We start from the raw sequence: 19,855 nt of genomic DNA, 5'->3' as shown, positions 1-19,855 counted from the left end.
TTTCAACCACGATCATTCAACCTTCAGCAAGTCGAATTATCGCAGGTCAAGGCGCCTTTCGCCATTTCCCGGCCGCTGCCAGGGCAACCGGCACGAATGCCCGAGGTTAACGGGGAGCTGCTGCGCGGGCTGGGCAGAGACCTTGGGACGTTGGCCGAGTATGTTCGCTTTCTCGATTCCAGCCAGCCGTTCTCAAACCCACCATCCCGTACAGCGGCTGATCAGAACCCTGGTCGCGTTGTCCGCGATGACATCGGCCCCTGCGGCGTGTGTGTCCGTGGTTCGCGATTGCGGGCGGTTGGAGGGCCCAGCTGACCGCGTTTGTCGGCGCGGATACTCTCACGTTCACGGTCGGCGAGGTCCTGGGAGCGTTGCCGAGCATCGGTGTCGATCTGTTCGACCTGATAGCGGATGCGGCGGACGGCAGAGGCATGCTCGTCGGCAACCTGCTCCATTGCAGCGGCCCAATTGACAGTGTCGTCCGCCATCTGTCACTCCTTGGTTTCGGTATCTCTGGTCCGCGCCGTATCGTGCGGTACCGACTGGGGTGACGAATCGGCCGATTTCGATTGAACGGCGCTCGCCGGGACGCCCAGGACCATGGGACTCCCCGTGTTTGCGACCCGTGGATCGGGCGTTACGGACGCCGGCGTGGTGACCAGCGCCGGTGTCGGCGTGCTGGTTTCGGTGACGGGAGTTGCGTTCTCTTGCGCCGAGGTTGACGTGGCGCCGTTCGGGTGCTGCGAGCTGTCGCCAGCACTGGCCGGAGCCGCAGTCGCTGGAGCGGCAGTCGCCGGGGGCTTTGTGTCGTCGCCCTTTGGGGCGCTGTCATGGGGTGCGGCGCCGGGGTCATGGGTGGCAGGTTGGTGGTCCATTGCATGGATGACGTTGACTGCGGCTTCGCCGCCGGTTTTGATGACCGAGCTCACGGCCGTGCCTCCGTCTTTGACGATTTTGTCGGCGCTGTCAATGAGGCTCGCGACGGCCTTGATGTTGTCCGGGATAGAACCGGTGATCTTGCTGGCCGAATCGACCATGGCAGAGATGTCACCAGGCCGCCAGACTCCTGGTGTTCCCTTGTCGGACTTGTCGGCGGGAGCGGGAGCCTTGTCGGCGGGAGCGGGAGCCTTGTCGGCGGGAGCGGGAGCCTTGTCGGCGGGAGCGGGAGCCTTGTCGGTTGTCGTGTTCGTCTTGGCAGCGATACTGGTGCCAGTTATGGCGGGTGCGGTGTTGGGCGCCGACGGGTTCCCTGCCTGAGTCGGGTCGGTGGTCGCGGGCGGCGTTGTTGCGGCGGGCGATGTCAGCTGCTTGTCAGGGATAGTCGATGCTGGGATGGTCGACGCCAGGGATGTAGAGACCGGGCGTTCATGATAGCGGGATCGACCAATGTTGGAGACGAGGTCGGTGTTGGCTGATAGGTGGCCGCCCGGTGAGGTGTAACCGGCCGGGTCGAGGCCGTTAAAAGCTTTCGCGAGTTTGTCGTAGAGGCCGGTCACCGCGGTATGTGTGGCGTCGCACAGCTTGGTGAACGCGGTAACTTGGTCGTTGACCGCCGGGACGAAGACCTGGTTTAGCCATTGTCCGCAGTACGCTTCCGGATTGGTGGCTCCCTCGGGGTAATCGGGCAGTAGCGTGCGGACCGCTTTCGCTTTGCTGTCTTCGGAACCGCCGACAGTGTCGTGCGCATAGTCGATGATGCGATCGATCTCGGCGGGTGTCTTGCCCGCTACGGCGTCGGCGACGAAGTCGATGCGCGCAATATCGGCCTTGTGGCGCACCACGTTTTCGAGCTGCTCGGCGGCGCTTGCCAGGGCCTTCTGGATGCCCCTGACTGTGTCGGTGGTGTTGTGGGTGTGATTCTGCACTGTCCCCATGAAATGCTGTACCGCGTTCGCGCCCGATGATTCGCTCCAGTGGTCGGCCAGTTCGGTGAATCGCGCGGACTGCACGCCAGCCTCTTGGGTGAGCTGGTCTATCTGCAGCATGGTCGCGAAGTCATGCAGCCAGCGGATGTCCATGCCGCGTTCCTGGTCGTAGCGAGCGGCCAGCGTTGAGTAATTTCCGCCTGCCGGGGCGCCGCCGGTCCAGTGCTGATAGCGGGGCAGGAAGACCTCGAAGAACCGCAGCCCATCGGTGCCAGAGTTCAGGAGTCGGTCGCCGTCTGTCTGTGCTCCTGTCACACGAACACCCTCTCGACCGCACCAAGATTCGCAGCGTTGGCCTTATCGACCCCCACAAACGTGGAAGCGCTCAAACCTATCGCCTCCCCGCAGTCGTGCACGCAGTTCGACCAGGAGTACAGGTGCCGGGGAAGTTTCTCGAACGCTGGGCCGAGCGTCTTCCCAATCGCTTCGTAGGCCCGGCCAGCCTGCGCTGGCGCGTATTTGCGCACGGTATCGCCCACCCTCATCGCGGTCTCGTTCACATTGACCGCCGAGGTCTTCAGATCCCGCGCAATACCCTGTACCTCACGCACATCCATTTTCAAGGGAAACCCTCCTACTCGGACCGCGTTCGCGATCCAATTCGGTCACCAGCGTGGTGGCGTGGCCATCTTCGCGGCATGCGCGAGTCCAGTGACGCTCCTTCGAATAACCTGCTTATACAACGCGGGGCTGAATTGCGTACTCACGCTAGACACACGTCGCGGTCCCTGACAAGAGTCGTCGCCCCCGGCTTCGCCAACTGTGCAGGTCAAGCATTTGATCGAAATGTCCGGACCGGACAAGCTCTATTTGGACATATTATTCGTGTCGTGCCAGACAAGCTCACATGCCGAACCTACGGCGCCGGCTTGCGTAGTCCCGCAGGGCACGCAAAAAGTCCACTCGGCGAAAATCCGGCCAGTATGTGTCTGTGAACCAAAGCTCGGAGTAGGAGATTTGCCAGAGCATGAATCCGGACAGCCGCTGCTCGCCCGAAGTTCGAATCACCAGGTCCGGGTCCGGCTGTCCGGATGCGTATAGGTGCTCGCTGATGCTCCGCACCGTGATTGACTCGACCAGCTCTTCGCCGATCAGTCCGTCATGGAGTTTGTCGCGCACCAGATTGCGAACCGCGTCCGCAATCTGGTGTTGTCCGTTGTAGCCTACGGCAACGTTCACCTGCATACCTGTGCGGCCCGCGGTCGTATCAGCGGCAGTGGACATCCTGTGTGCCGTGTAGACAGGTAGTAGACCGAGGTCGCCGACGATCAGTACACGCCAGTTCCGGCTCGCGGCGGAGATTTCCTCGACGAAGTCGGCGATGATGTCGATCATGGCCGACAGCTCGTCCGGGTCGCGGCGCAGGTTCTCGGTCGACAGCGCATAGACTGTCACTATCTCGGTTCGCGTAAGATCACACCAACCGAGCATTTCGATCACTTTCAATGCGCCCATTTGATGACCGTGGCTAACATTGAAACCGTTCTCCCGCGCCCACCGGCGATTGCCGTCGCATAGTACAGCGATATGCCGGGGATGCGGCATATCGACGAGCCTCCTGGCCATCCCAGCGGCTGAGGCAGGATTGCCTTCGTTCTCCCGATCCGTGTCATCGACGACCGTAACCGCTTCACTGTCCACAATATCGGCGACAGCTGGCTCGTTCGCATCTAATTTGTTCATATGTACGCACCCTCGCCGGGGTTATCGCGGTTCCGGGGCCGAACCAATTTTGCACAACGACGTCCGGCACGCCATCTGGCTCGATCTCCATCCGACATGGCTGCGCGGTGTTACATGTGCGCACCGCGCGGGCCCCGGAATCAACTTGCAACAGGGACGCCCGGAACTCATTGGATCCCTTGAGATGAACCTACTGAAACCATGTACCGAATGGAACCATTCGGTACGTTAGTCGCCGACAGTTAGCTGGTCAGTACACGATTGTCGCAGTCCGTAGCGGACGCCCGGCTCTTGGCGAACCAGACGCAACCGGCCAGCAAATCCTGATCGCAGCCCTGCGCCGCTAGGGGTCCGTCCTCGAAGCCACATGAATATGAGCAGGGTGGCCAGGTCGAGCATGCCTAATCCGAAAATGATGGTGAATGGGCAGGCGGTAGCTGTCGGCGGAGCCGACACCGGTTGTTGTTGGTTGTGACAGGGTCAGGCGGCTGGGGTGAGGGTGACGGTGTAGCCGAGGGCTTCGAGGTGACGAATGTGGCTGCGGCGCTTGCTGTCCGGGTTCAGGTGGCGGGTGAAGTGGTCGGCACCGAGATCGGTGAAGATCGCGTTCTCGTTGTGCAGGAGGTGCCAGACGATGACCAGGATGGAACGCCCGATAGCGACGATGGCGCGTTTCTTGCCCCGCCGTCTGGCGATGCGCCGGTAGCGTTCGCCGAGGAATGTTTTGGTCCGCCCGGCGGTGACGGCGGCCTCGCCGAGGACCCGCGCGAGGTAGCGGTTGCCGTGCCCGGTGGAGTTGTTGCCCTTGGTCTTTCCTGCCGAGGAGTTGATGCCGGGAGAGAATTTCGCCCAGGAACACAGGTGCCCGGCGGTCGGGAACCGGGACATATCGTCGCCGACCTCGGCGATGATGATCGCGGCGGCGACCGGGCCGATACCGGGGATCTCATCCAGGCGCGCCGCCGCTGTCGCGAAAGGGGCCAGTTGCGCCTCGATCTGTTCATCGACCGCGTTGATGTCAGCGTTGATGCCATCGATGCGGGCCAGCATCCGGGCCAGCGGGAACCGGTGATGGTTACCGAAGTGCCCGTTGAACGCCTCTTCGAGCTGACCGATCTTGGTGCGCATCCGCGATCGCGCCATCTGCGCCAGTACTTTCGGGTTCCGTTCACCGGCGATCAGGGCGGCCATCATCGCCCGCCCGGAAACCCCGAAAATGTCGGAAGCCACGACCGAGAGTTTGATGCAGGCATCTTCGAGGAGTTTCTCGACCCGGTTCTTCTCCGCCGTGCGTGCCCCGACCAGATCGATGCGGTACCGGGTCAGATCCCGCAGCCGCCGGATCGGCACCGGTGGCACGAAACTGGGGCGCAGCATCTGGCGTTCGGCGACCTTGCACAGCCAGACTGCATCCAGCACATCGGTTTTGGGTCGGCCGGGCAGGTGCTTGACGTCGCGGGCGTTGACCAGCCACGGCCGAAGCCCGTGCGCTTCGAGCAGGTAGAACACGGGTTTCCAATAGTCCGACGTCGCTTCCATCACGACCCGCTCGATACCCAGATCAACCAGATGGTTAGCCAACTCGGTCAACGACCGGGTCATCGTCGAATGCGTCGACACCTCCTGCAGCCGTCTACTCGAGGCGGGTTCCGCGGGAACCCGGACACAGCACACCACCTCGGCCTTACCGATATCCAGGGCAGCGACCCTGGCGATGATCTGTTCCTCATCATGAGACTCAGCCAACATCGTTTCTTCGTCCTCTCCCGCACCGCTGGAACCGACCTCGGGGTGGTCGCCCGTGGAGTCGGCAAGGGAAAGCAGAATCTAATCCTCGTGCTCGACAACAACGGCAACAATGAAGGGCCCACAACCCGACCCCAACGCCCGGCTAGATGACGGCCTCGAAGGACCATAGGGAAGACGGCGTCGACAAGGCGACCACCCCACCATTTTCAGCCCGGAACGGGCGTCCCACCAGGGACAAATTGGCTAGATGTGTGATTCCAAGGGTTGTCGTGCGCCGTTAGAATCCGAGGATGGCTCGACGACGGTACGTGGCACGCGGCGTGCCAGGCGGGTACCGCGTGTGGGACAACAAAGCTTGCCTTGGTGGGGCGACCTGTACGAGTTGTGCCCCGACGAGCTGGTGGCCGAGCTCAACAATCCTCACCGCCCCGACCGGATCACTGAACTCACCGGGCAAGCGCGAGCCCGCAAGCGTTGAATGCTGTTTGCCGGAGCTGGTAGGTCGCTGAAGTCGTGCCGCTGCGCAGCTCGCCCGCGCAGCGGACCGAGCAGCTGTCGGGTTCCGTCGTTGCCTCGCGGATGTCACTGTTGTGGAAGTGATTGTCAGGAAGTGGATTTGAGAAGTTGGGCGAGGGCGTCGTAAGTCAAGGTTGTGAGCAATGACATCGACACCCTCGCCACCGCACTCTATGTCACCACCGACGACCTGTTGAAGCTTCGCTCGGATCTGGCTCCCCGGCGTCCGGCGGTCGGATTCGCGCCCCGGTTGACCGACGCCGAACTGTCCACCGAGGCGAAGACCCTGCGCGGGGCCAACGCCGAGGCGATGATCGCCAAGTTCAACCCGATCATCGCCGGATGGACCGCCTACTACCGGATCGGGGTCTCCAACGGGCGTTCGCTTCACTGGACGCCCACACCTGGAGACTGGTCTACAAATGGGCCAGGATCTCCCACTCGAACAAGCCGATGCACTGGGTCAAGGCCCGCTACTTCGGCAAGTTCAACCCCGCCAGGCAAGACTCGTGGGTGTTCGGCAGCCGGGCAACCAGCTTCTACCTGCGCAAGTTCGCCTGGACACCGATTGTCCGGCACCGGATGGTGGCAGGGACGGCATCTCCGGACGACCCGGCCCTGACCGACTACTGGACCGAGCGGCGTCGCCGCAACAAGCCGCCACTGGGCAAGACCACGCTGCGCCTGCTGCAGGCGCAGCGGGGCCGCTGCCCGATCTGCCGGGGCTGTTGCTGCACGCCGAACGCGAGCCACAAAGCCCACAAGAATGGGAACAATGGCACGCGACCACCCGCAAAGCGATCCGCACACATGCGGTCACCGCCACACCGGGGTCTGGAATGCCGGACAAACGCACCGCACCGCATCTCGTGCACGCCCACTGCCTACGCCAGACTGTCGGTAATGGCAATGGGCACAGCGCTTCTGATGCCTGTGAGCCTTCAGGGCTTGCTTGAGCCGGTTGCCTGGAAATCGGGCACGGCCGGTTCTTAGCACGACAGTTGTATTTCGTTGTGCTGCATGGTGATTGATTCTGCGGTAGCTTGTCGCTGATGCTCGATGATGTTGTGGCCGAGGATGTTTCGGCGTGGAGGGCGGGTTTCGATGAGGTGTTCGCGCGGGTGGCGGGGGTGTTCTATCGTGCGGAGCCGCGTCGGTGGGCGCGGTCGTATCTGACGGGGTTGCTGGCCCCGGTCGAGCGGAAGAACACTTGGCAGTTGTCCGAGGCCGCTGGGGAGGTGGATCCGGGCCGGTTGCAGCATTTCCTGAATCGGTCCCGGTGGGACGCTGATGAGCTGCGCGATTGTCTGCGCTCGTATGTTGCTGAGGCGTTGGCCTGCCCGGATGGTGTCCTGGTCCCGGATGAGACCGGATTCTTGAAGAAGGGAGTGAAGTCGGCGGGTGTGCAACGCCAGTACTCCGGAACGGCGGGGCGTGTGGAGAATTCTCAGCTCGGGGTGTTCCTCGCCTACGCCGGGAGCACCGGGCGGGCGTTGATCGATAGAGAGCTCTACCTGCCCGAGTCCTGGATCGGTGACCGTGACCGCTGTACCGAAGCGGGAATTCCTGAAAGCCGTTGCAGCTCAGGTCTTCTGACGAAGCCTAGGCTTGCGGAGATGATGATCGCCCGGACCTTGGATGCCGGAGTAGCCGCCGGGTGGGTGGCCGCGGACGCTGCCTACGGCCGCGACGGCCGGTTCCGGGCATTCTGCGAGTCCCGTCGCCTGTCCTACGTTCTCGAGGTGCCGGTCCGGCAAACCGTGGCCGATCTCGACGGCCGCCGCCGCGTCGACACCCTCGTCGCTCGAGCGCCCGCACAAGCTTGGCACCGAGTCTCGGCCGGGCTCGGCGTGCGCGGCGAACGTGAATACGACTGGGCCTGGGCCACCCTCCCCCATTTCGGTGACCTCCCCGCCGGATACACAAGAACCTTGTTGGCCCGCCGATCCCTCGATGACCCCGCCGATATCGCCTACTACCTGTGCTTTCACCCCGCCACGATCGAGCGGGAACAGGTCGTGGCCGTCGCCGGCGCCAGGTGGGCGGTCGAGGAATGCTTCCAAGCCGCCAAAGACCAATGCGGCCTGGACGACTACCAAGTCCGCAAATGGTATCCCTGGTACCGCCACATCACCCTGGCGATGCTCGCCCACGCCTTCCTCGCCGTCACCGCGGCCACCGACCCAAAAGCCCACGCGGGCTGGGCCGAATCACAGTCGCCGATATCCGCCGTCTCCTGGCGATAGCGCTGCACCCAGCCCGCACCCTCACCCACGCGTTAGCTGCCTGCCACTGGCGCCGCCACCACCAACACCACGCCAGACAACTCCGCTATCGACCAAAACGACTATGAAACAACGAAATACAACTGTCGTGCTAATACTCCAGCCGTAGATCGTGATCTTCGTGTTGGAGTGGTGGGTTCCCGCTGGTCTCGTGTAAATTGGATATGCAACTTCGGTGGTGTGCCGCATAGTGAGCGGGTGTCTTATTTCGACATCGAGGGTTACCAACCGCAGTGGCTCCAGGGTCGCCGGGCGATCACCGCTGCCCACGGTCATCGGCTTCATGCGCTGGTCGGGCGTCACCTCGACCACGTCTGGTTGGTTTGGGATCGCGATGACGACGAGTGGTTCGCCGACGGCCCGGTTGTGTTGGACTTTGACGGCGAGCAGGTGGAGATCAATCATCAGAAGTTCGCCGACCTGTCAGTCACATGGAGCACTGTCGATCCTACCGGGCAGGCCACCTGGTCGAACGGCGATGATGAGGACCCGGAGGTCCACACCTTCCATTTGGCTTGGCGACACGACACCCGGGCCGAGTTGACAGCCCTTGAAGGCAAGCGACTGCAGGCGGTGGAGTTGCTTGAATGGGCTGGCAGGGATGTCGCCGAGGGCATGGTTGCGGTCAGTTTCGTCTTCGCCGAAGGCCGGGTGACGATCAGCAACGCCCTCGACGAGAACTGCCTGGAATTCGGTGCGCCGCACCCCGACTACCGTAGCCACCCACTCGCCGGCCCGGATTGGCCGAGATCAGGGCCCGATTGCACGAGAATGTGAGTAGGACGACAGGCTACGGCTCGGAGTGGCTGCGGATTTGGGCGGCCACCGCGTGATCATGTCGGGTTTGTGTGTAACTCAACAGATTTCGTGGTGGCCGCAGGCTTGGAGTGTTCCCGGTTTCGTGGACACGGGATCATGCCGCGATCTGACTGATTTCTCTGTACCCTAACGAATATTCTTGTGGCGTCAAATAATTGAGCGTCGAGTGCCTTCGTTGCGTGTTGTAGTACGACTCGATCCAGTCGAAGGTCTCCCTCCTCAACGACGCCAGGGTCGGCCACGGACGGGTATGTACCAGCTCCTTCTTGTAGGTCGCGAAGAACGATTCCGCGACTGCATTGTCGAAGCATGAACCCGTGCGGCCGAGTGAACGCCGGACACCATTCTTCCGGCAGAAATCAGCGAATTCCTTTGACGTGCACTGCCGCGGTCGCTGTGAAATACCACTCCCGCCGGTGGCCGGCGCCGCGCCAGTGCCATTTCGAGAGCATCGGTGACCAGACCGGTGCGCATATGGTCGGTGATCGCCCAGCCGATGACCGCCCGGTCGTGCAGGTTGATCACAGTGGCCAGATAAGCCCACCCAGCCCAGGTTTTCACGTACGTGATGTCGCCACACCAACGCTGATTCGCCGCCGCCGCGGTGAAGTCACGCCCCAGCAGATCCGGTGCATCGACCGGCTTACAACCACGAATCGTGGTGCGCCGAAAAGGTTTCGGGTGCCTGCCCCGCAGCCCTATCGCACGCATCAGCCGCCACACCCGCTTGCGCGAGATCCGGTGCCCGGCCACGCGCAGCGCAGCGTGCACCCGGCGCACGCCCGGGTTGCCGCGCAGCTTGGCGTGGATCGCGCGGATCAGCCGGATAAGCCCGGCGTCGACGGTGTCGCGGTCGCTGGGACCGCGCCCGCACCAGGCGTAATAGCCCGACCGGGACACCGCCAACTCTTGGCACATGAACGCCACATCAAATTCACCAGAAGCCGCCCAGTCCGCAATCGCGGCGAATTTCACCGCTGGTCTTTCGCGAACCAGGTCGCAACTTTTTTTGCGAACGCGACCTGCATCTTCAACTCCGCGTTCTCCGCACGCAACCGCTCCAACTCGGCCCGCTCCGAGTCGGTCAACGACCTATCCCCGGAACCATCCTCGGCTCCGGACTCCTTCGCCCTCTTCACCCATTTCCTCAACGTCATCTCGTGGCAGCCGATATTGCGTGCCACCTCGGCCACCGGCCGCCCCTCACCCAGAACGAACGCTACCGCCTGAGCCTTGTACTCCTCGGTGAAATTACGCCGCGTCGAACCCAACACCAAACTCCCGTACTACCGGGCGACATCGACCCCCGTGTCCACCGAACCGGAACGGTCCACCCCCAGATCCGCGGCGACCCGTGTGCTCACAGCCCCCGGCTCCGCGCACGCCAGCACGATCCGTGCCCGTCCCGCCAACCGAGAATCCTCCCGCGCCCACCGGATGAGCCGATCACGCTCCACATCCGACAGAACCAACTCAGCCTTCGGTCGTCCAGTCCGCACCACACGCAAACGGTAACAACAACTTACGGCGCTAAACAGCGAATCAGGACACTAGATTGCAACCCAAAGACATGGTCAGAGTAGCAAATTGTCTGTCCGAACCGGACGGCGACATTTGATCTAATCAACGTACCGCTGTGCGCTCCTCACGAGCACCGAACAATTCTTCCACGCCAGCACATGCATGGTCGGTGTCGCCGCCGCACCCTGATTCAATGTCAGGAGTCGAAACGCCTTTCGTCGGATTTCGCCGACGAATAGCCCGAGCTTTCCGGGCAGCGGAAGAATCCGTCCGTGATAACTCGGTACAACTGACTGCCCTGGCCTTTGGCGTGGTATATCACCTTCTCCTCGACATATGCGTCCTTCTTGCAACTCTCAGTGGGACTATCGTTGCTGGAGGCGACCGTATTCCATGCGCTTAATCCCATGTATTGCTGAATCACTACAACGATCCGCTGGCTCCCAGTGCCATGACATGTCTGAGATCCGCTCCCGACGATGTCACCGTTGGACGACATCGTCGGGGGCGAGGCCGATTGGGTACACGCCCAATGATCCACCTGATCACGAGGCGGCTGGGGCGACGCATGGGCGGGTATCCCAGCGTAGGCTACCGCCGCGGCGGCACTTGCGAGCAGGACGGCAATTTGTTTGATAACCATAGTTCTTTGCTCCGTACGTTGGTAGTAAGCAGCGGACAGTCCACGATGAGACCCGACAACACTAAGTAGTTCGACAACTAGTGTTTAAGCCCATTCAAAGCGCACCCAACTCCAATTGGCACGACAGCTATATAGGCGCTATCGCAGATACCTTTCTCGGGCGGGTTGGGCCCTGGATCGGCCCAGTGTGGATCGTACCGGGCACAAGGCGCATTGATTATGCTCGGATCGCAGGCTGGGGTCTGGTCGTGAGTCACCGCGACCAACGACGCCGTCGCATCGGCGGTCGCCGAACCGATACCCACCTGCACGACCGACAGCGCCGCTGCCAAAGCTGCAGCGCCTCCGCAGATACGTATCGAAATCTTATTTGCAGACATCAAATTCACCTCGTCGACTGAAGAGCCTCCGAACTTTGTAAGCTCGCATCTGTCGCTGCATCTGCCACAACAGATTCAGCATGCTTCGCCGACCGAAGACGGACAACCATGGAGTTCGAAATTTATTCGAAATCCGAGGTCAGCTCGATATATATGTCCGGACCGGACAATGATCAATTTCACAGAGATCGGTCTGTCCTTGTCCGGTCAATGAACGTATTAACAACGGAAACTTTCGTTAGCGGCCATTCGCTCATGGATGCCACACCGATCAATATGGGGGAGTCGAAAATCGCCGAGTAACTGTGCACCATAAATGAGGTTGCTCGCCACTCGGTATCACCGAGTGCATCGGCAGTTGGCAAAACCTCGACGAGAACGATCTGGCCCGCAAACTACCAAACATCGATAGCCTCCCACACCTGAGGTTGGCCGCTGCACTTGCACTCCCTTCTATACCAGTGGCCATTGCTATCGCGATGAAGAATAGCGGGCTGGGACCCGATAACTTTCCCGCGTGCATGCAAGGCGCCCGTCAAGTGGAAGATCGAATCAGACCGCCTGTCAGCAGACCGCCGCTCAAGGCGCCCGCCACGGACGAGGTAACACGCATAGTGTTTGCTTCCTTCAAGGTTGCGAAAGGGCTCAGTTCGAACGAGAATTCGGCCGCCCGCCCCATCCCCAGAGCGGACCACGGGAACGACTAGCTTAGTTGATGCTATGGCCCGCCAAATTCCGTATCAACTGCACTGCCCGTAGTTTTCGTTGTCGATGCAGGTCGACGCTATATATCGAACGGCCGGTCCGGACACATGGATGATTCGAGGTAACTGGTCAGGTGGGCTGAGGGCGGGTGGGCCACTGGTGGTGGATCGTGTTGTGGCACAGTGTGTTCGTGCTGCAGCCGACCTATTAGTAACTCGCCGAGTTGATGGTTGCGCAAACTGCGGAGATCGAGCGTTTGAAGGCGCTGGTTGCAGGCAGGTAGCCCGGATCCGGAGTGGGAGCGCCAACTCGGGTTGAACTCGCGGAACTCGTCGAAGCCGCCGTTATCGGATTCGCTGTTGGTGGAGCCGAAGTGGTTCCCGATTACCCAGATAAGGGGCAATCGCCGACCGATCCCCATCGACTGCACAATCCCGTTGTCGGCCAACCGATTCACGAACCGGATTGCGGTGTGGGTCTCAGCCCCTGTCGGAATGGTGGACCAGTTCTCCGTCGCGGATATCGCTTGACCATACAGCGTATTCGAGGGGCCCCGAGCACGAGATTGGTGCCGCAGCGGTCCGAGGTCTTCCATCCGACGATCCGGTTGGAGAACGCATCGCGCACCGTGGCCGTAACGACGCAGCCCGCGGGCGGGAACCTCCAGGCCTGGGTCGAGTTCGTGCAAGTGCCAACGCAATCGGTTGATCTCGGTGCGCTGCACGACCAGGGTGTGACGGTAGTCCGACAGCAGTTTCACCTCTCGCGCCGGGCCGTCGAGGCGAGCGGTCGGCAGGTCGGGTTCGCGCAGCGCGGCATGCGCAACCGCGAGGGCTCGATCGGATCGGACTTGCCCTTCTGACGGCCGCCGCGGCGCGCGGAGGCCATCAAGTGCGTCGGCACGCGCACCACCTCGAATCCGACGGCGAGCAGATCACGTTCCAACCGGCGCGTGACGTGTCGGCAGTCTTCCAGTGCGAACTTCGCATCCGGCCACTGGGCTGCCCACTCGACCGCCTTCAGATGGTCCTCGCTGATCGTTCCGATCGTCTTCTCGGCCAGTCGGCAGCCGACCGGATCGGCGGCGACCAAGGTATGGGTGCGTTTATGGGGCGTCGACACCAATGACGACCTGACTCAACAGTTTTCGTCCTCTCTACAGGGTAACTGGATGCTCACGAAACCGGGTGAGGACGGGCACACGTCAATTGGGCGTTTGCGGCGCGCTCCTATCAAGCCACGAACCCCACCGGGTGCTTACGATCTTGATTGACGCGAAGAAAATCGAGGCCGCTTTCAGAATCTCGTTGGCCTCCTTCAGATCTCGAACCTCGCGTTCGAGTTCCTTGAGCCCTTTTCATCCTGACTGGATGTTGTTGATGGGCAACGAAACTGGTGACGGCGCGCCTTCGCCTGACGCGAGGAAACCCTTGGTAGGACGGCTGTCGACCAAGACATGCTGTACACCAAGGGCTTCCGTTGTTGTTCTACCGTTCCGCGCTGCCGTTGTCACGTCAGACCCTCCACTTCGTCGCTGGGCTGATCCGCCGGCATCGCCGCGCGATCGGCTCCGCCTGGCGCAAGCTCGACCCGGGCCGCCAAGCCCTGCTCGTGCTGGCTCATCTGCGCAAAGCCGAAACCTATGCCGACATCGGGGCCGGGTTCGACGTCTCGACGACGACCGCCTGGCGCTACATCACCGAGACGGTGGAGCTATTGGCAGCACGTGCGCCGAAGCTGAGATCGGCGCTGCGGCAAGCGAAGAACGACGGTCACGCCTATCTGATCCTGGACGGCACCCTGATCGCGATCGACCGGGTGGCAGCCGACCGGCCCTACTATTCGGGCAAGCACCGCCGCCATGGGATGAACGTGCAGGTCATCGCCACGCCCGATGGGGACATCGTGTGGGTGTCAGGGGCATTGCCTGGCAGTGTGCATGATGCGAAGGCCGCTGGGATCTGGCATATCATGTGCGAGCTTGAGCACTGCGGGTTGATCGTGTTGGCGGACAAGGGCTATCAGGGTGTCGAGGGTCTGCACACGCCCTACAAGGGGCGTAACAAGCCGGAATCGCAGAAGCAGGCCAACCGGGCTCACGCGAAGCTGCGTGGCTGCGGCGAGCGCGCCAACGCGCAGCTCAAGAGCTGGAAGGTGCTGCACAAGCTGCGCTGCTGTCCGCATAAGGCCGGGGCGTTGGTCAAGGCCATCCACGTCCTACAGGACCGCGAACTTCAGACCGAACAAGGATGAAAAAGGCTCCTTGATCCGCGCCTGCTCAGCGCTCGTCACACCGGGAACCTTACCGGTGTCGACCTTGGGCCTGCTTCACCCACACACGCAACGACTCCGGGTGGACTCCCAGCTTCGGGGCGAGCGCCTGACAGGCGGCATACGCCGACGGATACCCATCGAGTCGGTCCAGCACCATCTTCACCGCACGCTCACGCTGCTCGATCGGATAACGCTTGGGCATGGCCCACATCCTTCTCAAAGAAGGAAGCGGCCGGAAAGCCGGGGCGGTTCACATCGCGGCTGAGCTCTAGGTTCGGTGTTGCCCTTTATGTAGTTAAGAGTTGCAAGAAGGACGCGTATATCCAAGAGCAGGTGATCTACCACGCCAAAAGCCAGGGCAGTCAGTTGTACCCAGTCATCACGGACGGATTCTTCCGCTGCCCGGAAGGATCAGGCTATTCGCGGGCGATGTCCGGCGAAAGGCGTTTCGGCTCCGGACGTTGAATCAGGGTGCAGTGGCGGCACCGACCATGCGCGTGCTGGCGTGGAGGGCTTGTTCAGTGCTCATGAGGAGCGCCCGCGGCTACGTTGATTGGATCAAACGACAGTGTCCGGTTCGGACAGAGAATTTGCCGCTCTGACCATGTCTTTGGGTTGCAATCGAGGTGCTCAGATCTTGTCGGTCCCGGGCATCTGAACTAGATTTCCGCGTCGGTGTCACCGCCGGTTTCCGGGGACTGTCCATCAGCCCCGATGACATCACCTGCGCGTAGTCGCGTGCTCCGGCGGTGGCTCGACGTTGTCCGGGAGACCTGTATGAAGCGTAGGCCGGCCTCGGACTCGGACGATGAGTTTTTACAAACTTGCTTGTTCGGATCCGGCGGGATTTCTGCAAAGCGTGGCCGAGCAGGCCGCCGCCGCACTGTGCACTCCCCATCTGTAGCAAGAAGAGGTTAAGAGCGTGTCTTACGTGGTTTCTGAGTGGCTGTCGGTGATGATATTGCGTTGTGGTGGAATAACTTTCGTCACTGTTGGTGCCAGATGAGTGTGGGCCTTGGCTGAACCATTGATCCCGCGGCGCCAGCCGCGACCGGAAAACTCGGCATCATCGGTGGGTCATCGAACGCTCGATCGCCTGGCTGTTCGGCTACCACCGACTCTCAATCCGATACGACCGCAAGGCCACTCACTACTCCGGTTTCCTCACCCGCGCTGCCGCATTGACCTGCTACAAGAAACTCGCCAAAGCCGGGAGAACAGCCACGTAAGACACGCTCTAATGAACGAGGCCGTGGAAAGTAACCGCAAGAGATCGGGCTACCAGCCCGTTGACTTTGGATAGATAAAGCTGATGAGGGTTTCGCGATGGAGCTGATGAATACTGACATGTCAAAAGGGTTGGGAAGCCCGCGGCGGCAGCATCGCTCCCCGCGTCGAGAGTTCGCACTGCGGTTCGACGCATTGTACGTGGCCGGCGGGAGTCCGTCGCTCCGGCTGCTTGCATCCGCGGCGCGCAAGCGCGTCGGAGTCGTCAAAGACTCCGGACGCCCGGTGGCCGTAACGGCGCAGCGGATCAGTGATTGGAAAACAGGGAGGAACGTGCCTTCTCGATTCGAAGCATTGCTTCCTGTCCTCCTCGTCCTCATCGATGCGACTCGGCGCCGCGGACAGATAGCACGAGTCGAACTGGTGAGCCTTCGCATGTGGAAAGGGTTATGGGCGGCAGCGCAGGCAACTCGAACCGCTCACGTTTCTGCCGCCGCCACGTGCCCTTTCCCCGGTGCGGCGCCATATTCGACACAGGAAGCAGCGGCGTTCGCGAGCAGGGACACCGCCGTTCATCGCTTGATCCAGTTGGTGCTCGATGCCGAGACCTCGAGCCGTTCGAAGCGAGTCGTCGCGTTGATGGGCGCTTCCGGGGTGGGGAAGACCTCGCTGCTCCAGGCCGGCTTGGCGCCGGAGCTGGAGTCGCGGGAGCGGGTAGTGCACTCGATGGTGCTCGGCGCCAATCCACTGGCATCCGTCGAAGACGTCCTCAACCACTTGGAGTTCGTCTGCGACGCCCTATGTAAGACCGCCGACATCGAGAATGCGGGTAGTCCCAGACCACACTTGGTGATCATCGACCAATTCGAACGAATTTTCTCGACAGATGTGTGGCTTACTGCCGGAGACTCCTTCATGACAATGATTGAGCGTCTCGCTGAATATGCGGTCGTGCTGATTTCGCTTCGAGCGGGTGACTCGGCGGCGTGTGCTGATCATCCGATCCTCGTCGACGTGATAGAGCATCGCATGTACTTGCTCGAACCCATGAACCACCACGAGTTGAGGGCGGTCACCATTTCCGCCAACCGTGACGGTATCCAGGTTGAGGCAGGACTCGAGGAGGTGCTACTTACGGCAATCAGCGGCGTGCGAGAGGACGGAGGCCGGCGTGGCCATGAACCGGCAGCGCTATCGATTTTGTCACGAACGCTGAAAGCGATGTATCCAAAAAGAATGACCTCGCGATTGACCGTTGCGGGATACAAGAGAATCGGCGGGATCGTGGGAATTATCCACGATATGGCAGATGAATTATGGGCCCAATTGGATCTGGACGAGCGCGCGACTGCGAAGCGCATTCTGCTCAATCTCGTATCAGTGCATACTTGCGTCGACGACACACGTCGACGGGTTCCCGGGGAATATCTGCGTCGCGTTGCGGGTAGTGGGTCGCTCGGGCGGGTAGTGCTGGACAAGTTGATAGATGCAAGGATCGTCACTGTCGATGTGAACGACGCGTACCTCGGTCACGACCTGCTGCTCGGGTGGAAGCCACTTGCCGACTGGCTGGAAGGGGAGCGGTCGGCCCTGCTCGTCCGTGGCCGGACTGCTGCAGATTCTTCCGAATGGATCGCGGCCGATCGGCATCCGTCGTTGCTCTATCGCGGTCTGCGTTTGGCGACAGCAATGAACTTCCTCGACGATGCGGACGAAGTTGTTGTGGAATTTCTCCGGGAATCGTCTATGGCCGAGCAATCTGAACGCCTTACAGCCCGCTGAACCCGCATACGCTCTTGTTCGCGAAGTGAGCGCAGCCGAACGGGCTGCGCGGTCTCCGTAGTCGGGTATCCGGTCCGGACAGCGAAAATCGCTCGGTGACCAGCACAAGAGCGCTCTCGATCGCAACTTGCGATTTCACAGAGGTGGTCGAGCTCGAATAAACTCCGTTCAAATCTCGATCAAGTCTCAGGGGAGGGGATCGGCGTCCATCTATATTAGAAGCGTTCTGGAATACTGGGTAGTTCGTCCCGTCGTGAGGGATGGGCTGGCGGTGCGATCGCATGAACGGCACGCGTACGGACACACAGCTCAGCTCACGGCTGATGGCGGCGGTCGCCGAAGTAGCCATCGAGCCCGCCGGTAGGCCGACCGTCGTTTCGGGTCGCCGGGTCACGGCCGATGATCCGCGGGGGTTGCGCCGTCTCCCGGTCGCTATCTACGACAGATTCCACACAGGGGCTTGGACCGACAATCCCTTCTGCCGAGACGAGTTCGCGACCAGGCGTTCGAGGACCAACTCACGCAGTCATTGCCGCACATCGATCATCCGGTTCCGGTGCGGATCCGCTCAGCAGTCAACTTCATGGGCGACGTTCTGGTCGACCGGGATGGTGCGCCGGCATGGATATCGACGCGGACGGGCACCTCGGCAGCACGTTGCATCGCGCGCTGACCAGTGACACCCGCTTCCAACTGATAAACGTGGCGTACTGGACGTCGCAAGAAGCGTTCGTCGCCGGAGCCGACTACTACGCCGAGTTGCAAGAGCTGCTCGACGAGCTGCCCACGCTGGTCCTCAACCGGGGCACTACCGCACGGTCGCGCGGTCCATGCCGTCGGCAGACGTTCCGTCGGGACCGTGAGCCCACCCTCAACGACCAGGGCGGCCGTCTCGACCTTGCAGGAAGCGCTCAACGAAGGAGAAACACATGGCCAGTTCAGCATTAGATCTCAACTCCAGCCCTGCGGCGCTACGGGCTCGATTGCTGGGATTGGTGGACGACATCAGGGAGACGCTCGCCGGTTGCGTGGACGAGGCCGAGGCCGCAGGCTTCTACCCGGAGCGCGGCTGGCGGGCCATGCAGGACAGCGGGCTGCTGGCCATGAAGGCCCCGCTGGAACTCGGCGGCTTCGAGGCCGACCCGTTGACGCAACTCGATGTTTTCGAGGAGGTCGCGAGCATCGACGGCTCGACGGGCTGGACCTACGTGATCGGTGTGGGGTCACTCGCAGTGCTCACCGGCTGGCTGCAGAAGTCCGCAGTCGAGGACTTCATGGTCGACGGCCGTCTGCCGCGGACAGCGTTCGTCGCGAACCCCAGCGGACGAGCGGTGCCGGCCGACGGCGGCTTTCGCGTGACCGGGCGGTGGCAGTTCGGGAGCGGCAGCGCACACGCGGAACGGATCGCGGGAATGTGCATCGTGGACGGTGAAGACCGGCCGCGGGTTCTTGCTTGCCTCTTCAATCTCGACGACGTGACGTTGCACGACAACTGGAACGTGAACGGGCTCCGGGGCACCGGAAGCCAGGACTATTCCGTCAACGACTTGTTCGTTCCGACGCGGCACACACTCGACTACTCCGCTCCGGCGACACACGGTGGAGCGATGTACCGGATCGGCCTCCCCGGCTTCTCCATGATGGAGCACGGGGGGTGGGCCCTTGGGGTCGCCCGCAGCGCTCTTGCCCAGGGCACCGAACTGATGAAGACCAAAGCCCGGGGTACACAGAAGCCGCAGCGAATCGCGACCCGCGGAAAGTTCCAGTTCGACCTCGGACGGTGTGAGACCAACCTGGCCGCTGCACGCAACCATCTGCGGGCGGTCACCCAGACCGTGTGGGAGGCGGCCCAGGACGATGAGTTGAAGGATCACCGCCTACAGATTGAGCTGAGGTGTGCGGCCATTCATGCGACCGAGGTCGCGAGGGAGATTTGTGAAACGATCTTCCGCTACGGCGGGGCGAAGTCGTTGTACGCCGGCAACCCACTCGAGCGGTGCCAGCGCGACGCCATAGCGGGAGCGCAACACGGCTTGATGAACGACTCCACGTACGAGGAGCTCGGAAAGGCGAGCCTGGGGTTCGAGGACACTTCGGCGCGCATCTAGCCTCGATATTTCGCCGGGCTTGCGGCCCGGCGAAATATCGAGGTTAATGCTTGCCCTCGGTGGCATGACTGCGCGGAACGCCAGTTCTCAACGTCAACGAGCGGATACCGGCTCGTTGTTGGAATGCTGCGACACAGCCTCGCTCTACGGCCACGCAGCAATAGCCGACCGGGTGAGGCGCGAGAGCACGTGTTTCGCTGCCCCCGGCTGCATCCGTCCTGTCGATTTCGCTGTCCGT

17 protein-coding genes and 1 pseudogene are annotated in these 19,855 nt (G+C 61.8%); 8 read left to right on the top strand and 10 right to left on the bottom strand.

Going from position 1 to position 19,855, the window contains the following annotated elements:
- Positions 1 to 221: 221 nt before the first annotated feature.
- From ACQP1G_RS17100 to ACQP1G_RS17080, 5 genes are all read right to left on the bottom strand, one after another.
- Complete coding sequence (locus ACQP1G_RS17100) at positions 222 to 488, bottom strand: hypothetical protein (protein WP_433204975.1); 267 nt, start codon at positions 486 to 488, stop codon at positions 222 to 224.
- 3 nt (positions 489 to 491) lie between these two features.
- A complete protein-coding gene (locus ACQP1G_RS17095; RefSeq protein ID WP_433204972.1) occupies positions 492 to 2,180 on the bottom strand; it encodes a hypothetical protein in 1,689 nt (562 codons plus the stop codon).
- The gene (locus ACQP1G_RS17090; RefSeq protein WP_433204969.1) at positions 2,177 to 2,488 is read right to left on the bottom strand and encodes a hypothetical protein; all 312 of its coding nucleotides are present in this window, start codon (positions 2,486 to 2,488) and stop codon (positions 2,177 to 2,179) included. The genes ACQP1G_RS17095 and ACQP1G_RS17090 overlap by 4 nt, the downstream gene beginning before the upstream one ends.
- A 280-nt stretch (positions 2,489 to 2,768) precedes the next feature.
- Entirely contained in the window at positions 2,769 to 3,491 is a 723-nt protein-coding gene (gene uppS, locus ACQP1G_RS17085) for a polyprenyl diphosphate synthase (RefSeq protein WP_433208595.1), read from the bottom strand.
- Positions 3,492 to 4,088: 597 nt separating this feature from the next.
- Positions 4,089 to 5,357: an IS110 family transposase gene (locus tag ACQP1G_RS17080; RefSeq protein WP_433204966.1), complete on the bottom strand. Its 1,269-nt coding sequence runs from the start codon at positions 5,355 to 5,357 to the stop codon at positions 4,089 to 4,091.
- A 652-nt stretch (positions 5,358 to 6,009) separates the two neighbouring features.
- Between ACQP1G_RS17080 and ACQP1G_RS17075 the strand changes: the two genes are divergently transcribed.
- The 3 genes from ACQP1G_RS17075 to ACQP1G_RS17065 all read left to right on the top strand — a co-directional run bounded on the left by ACQP1G_RS17075 (position 6,010) and on the right by ACQP1G_RS17065 (position 8,935).
- Positions 6,010 to 6,495: a group II intron maturase-specific domain-containing protein gene (locus ACQP1G_RS17075; protein WP_433204963.1), complete on the top strand. Its 486-nt coding sequence runs from the start codon at positions 6,010 to 6,012 to the stop codon at positions 6,493 to 6,495.
- Positions 6,496 to 6,925: 430 nt separating this feature from the next.
- Entirely contained in the window at positions 6,926 to 8,119 is a 1,194-nt protein-coding gene (locus ACQP1G_RS17070) for an IS701 family transposase (protein ID WP_433204960.1), read from the top strand.
- A 237-nt stretch (positions 8,120 to 8,356) separates the two neighbouring features.
- Complete coding sequence (locus ACQP1G_RS17065; protein ID WP_433204957.1) at positions 8,357 to 8,935, top strand: hypothetical protein; 579 nt, start codon at positions 8,357 to 8,359, stop codon at positions 8,933 to 8,935.
- A gap of 136 nt (positions 8,936 to 9,071) precedes the next feature.
- Here ACQP1G_RS17065 and ACQP1G_RS17060 read toward each other — a convergent pair whose 3' ends face one another.
- The 3 genes and pseudogenes from ACQP1G_RS17060 to ACQP1G_RS17050 all read right to left on the bottom strand — a co-directional run bounded on the left by ACQP1G_RS17060 (position 9,072) and on the right by ACQP1G_RS17050 (position 10,251).
- Positions 9,072 to 9,380 carry an integrase core domain-containing protein gene (locus tag ACQP1G_RS17060; RefSeq protein WP_433208592.1) on the bottom strand — a complete coding sequence of 103 codons (309 nt, stop codon included), beginning with the start codon at positions 9,378 to 9,380 and terminating at the stop codon, positions 9,072 to 9,074.
- Positions 9,365 to 9,952: pseudogene (locus ACQP1G_RS17055) on the bottom strand (IS3 family transposase); the annotation flags it as partial. The gene ACQP1G_RS17060 and the pseudogene ACQP1G_RS17055, both read right to left, overlap by 16 nt.
- On the bottom strand, positions 9,949 to 10,251 hold the full coding sequence (locus ACQP1G_RS17050; RefSeq protein ID WP_433204954.1) for a transposase: 303 nt from the start codon (positions 10,249 to 10,251) through the stop codon (positions 9,949 to 9,951). The pseudogene ACQP1G_RS17055 and the gene ACQP1G_RS17050, both read right to left, overlap by 4 nt.
- A gap of 2,244 nt (positions 10,252 to 12,495) precedes the next feature.
- Between ACQP1G_RS17050 and ACQP1G_RS17045 the strand changes: the two genes are divergently transcribed.
- On the top strand, positions 12,496 to 12,756 hold the full coding sequence (locus tag ACQP1G_RS17045) for a DUF6444 domain-containing protein (protein ID WP_433204951.1): 261 nt from the start codon (positions 12,496 to 12,498) through the stop codon (positions 12,754 to 12,756).
- 226 nt (positions 12,757 to 12,982) lie between these two features.
- Here the strand turns inward: ACQP1G_RS17045 and ACQP1G_RS17040 are convergent, their stop codons facing one another.
- Positions 12,983 to 13,348, bottom strand: a complete 366-nt coding sequence (locus ACQP1G_RS17040) for a hypothetical protein (protein ID WP_433204948.1) — start codon at positions 13,346 to 13,348, stop codon at positions 12,983 to 12,985.
- 357 nt (positions 13,349 to 13,705) lie between these two features.
- On the opposite strand from ACQP1G_RS17040, the gene ACQP1G_RS17035 reads away from it, so the two are divergent.
- Complete coding sequence (locus tag ACQP1G_RS17035; protein ID WP_433204946.1) at positions 13,706 to 14,479, top strand: transposase family protein; 774 nt, start codon at positions 13,706 to 13,708, stop codon at positions 14,477 to 14,479.
- Positions 14,480 to 14,528: 49 nt separating this feature from the next.
- Here ACQP1G_RS17035 and ACQP1G_RS17030 read toward each other — a convergent pair whose 3' ends face one another.
- The gene (locus ACQP1G_RS17030; protein ID WP_433204943.1) at positions 14,529 to 14,702 is read right to left on the bottom strand and encodes a transposase; all 174 of its coding nucleotides are present in this window, start codon (positions 14,700 to 14,702) and stop codon (positions 14,529 to 14,531) included.
- A gap of 1,124 nt (positions 14,703 to 15,826) precedes the next feature.
- Between ACQP1G_RS17030 and ACQP1G_RS17025 the strand changes: the two genes are divergently transcribed.
- The 3 genes from ACQP1G_RS17025 to ACQP1G_RS17015 all read left to right on the top strand — a co-directional run bounded on the left by ACQP1G_RS17025 (position 15,827) and on the right by ACQP1G_RS17015 (position 19,617).
- Positions 15,827 to 17,509: a hypothetical protein gene (locus tag ACQP1G_RS17025; protein WP_433204940.1), complete on the top strand. Its 1,683-nt coding sequence runs from the start codon at positions 15,827 to 15,829 to the stop codon at positions 17,507 to 17,509.
- Between the two features lie 621 nt (positions 17,510 to 18,130).
- Entirely contained in the window at positions 18,131 to 18,457 is a 327-nt protein-coding gene (locus tag ACQP1G_RS17020; protein ID WP_433204937.1) for an antibiotic biosynthesis monooxygenase family protein, read from the top strand.
- Positions 18,439 to 19,617: an acyl-CoA dehydrogenase family protein gene (locus tag ACQP1G_RS17015; RefSeq protein WP_433204934.1), complete on the top strand. Its 1,179-nt coding sequence runs from the start codon at positions 18,439 to 18,441 to the stop codon at positions 19,615 to 19,617. Before ACQP1G_RS17020 ends, ACQP1G_RS17015 begins: the two co-directional genes overlap by 19 nt.
- Positions 19,618 to 19,855 lie beyond the last annotated feature (238 nt).

Origin of the sequence: Nocardia sp. CA-107356 (assembly GCF_050946365.1) — a bacterium.
Lineage (GTDB): Bacteria > Actinomycetota > Actinomycetes > Mycobacteriales > Mycobacteriaceae > Nocardia.
Note: the sequence above shows the minus strand (reverse complement) of the source record. Positions and strands in the feature narration are given on the sequence as shown.

Excerpts from the sequence above, each read along its gene's own strand:
- ACQP1G_RS17100 (WP_433204975.1), bottom strand. The coding sequence starts at position 488 with ATGGCGGACGACACTGTCAATTGGGCCGCTGCAATGGAGCAGGTTGCC.
- uppS (WP_433208595.1), bottom strand. The coding sequence starts at position 3,491 with ATGGCCAGGAGGCTCGTCGATATGCCGCATCCCCGGCATATCGCTGTA.
- ACQP1G_RS17030 (WP_433204943.1), bottom strand. The coding sequence starts at position 14,702 with ATGCCCAAGCGTTATCCGATCGAGCAGCGTGAGCGTGCGGTGAAGATG.
- ACQP1G_RS17020 (WP_433204937.1), top strand. The coding sequence starts at position 18,131 with ATGGATATCGACGCGGACGGGCACCTCGGCAGCACGTTGCATCGCGCG.
- ACQP1G_RS17015 (WP_433204934.1), top strand. The coding sequence starts at position 18,439 with ATGGCCAGTTCAGCATTAGATCTCAACTCCAGCCCTGCGGCGCTACGG.
- ACQP1G_RS17080 (WP_433204966.1), bottom strand. The coding sequence starts at position 5,357 with ATGTTGGCTGAGTCTCATGATGAGGAACAGATCATCGCCAGGGTCGCT.
- ACQP1G_RS17025 (WP_433204940.1), top strand. The coding sequence starts at position 15,827 with ATGGAGCTGATGAATACTGACATGTCAAAAGGGTTGGGAAGCCCGCGG.
- ACQP1G_RS17070 (WP_433204960.1), top strand. The coding sequence starts at position 6,926 with ATGCTCGATGATGTTGTGGCCGAGGATGTTTCGGCGTGGAGGGCGGGT.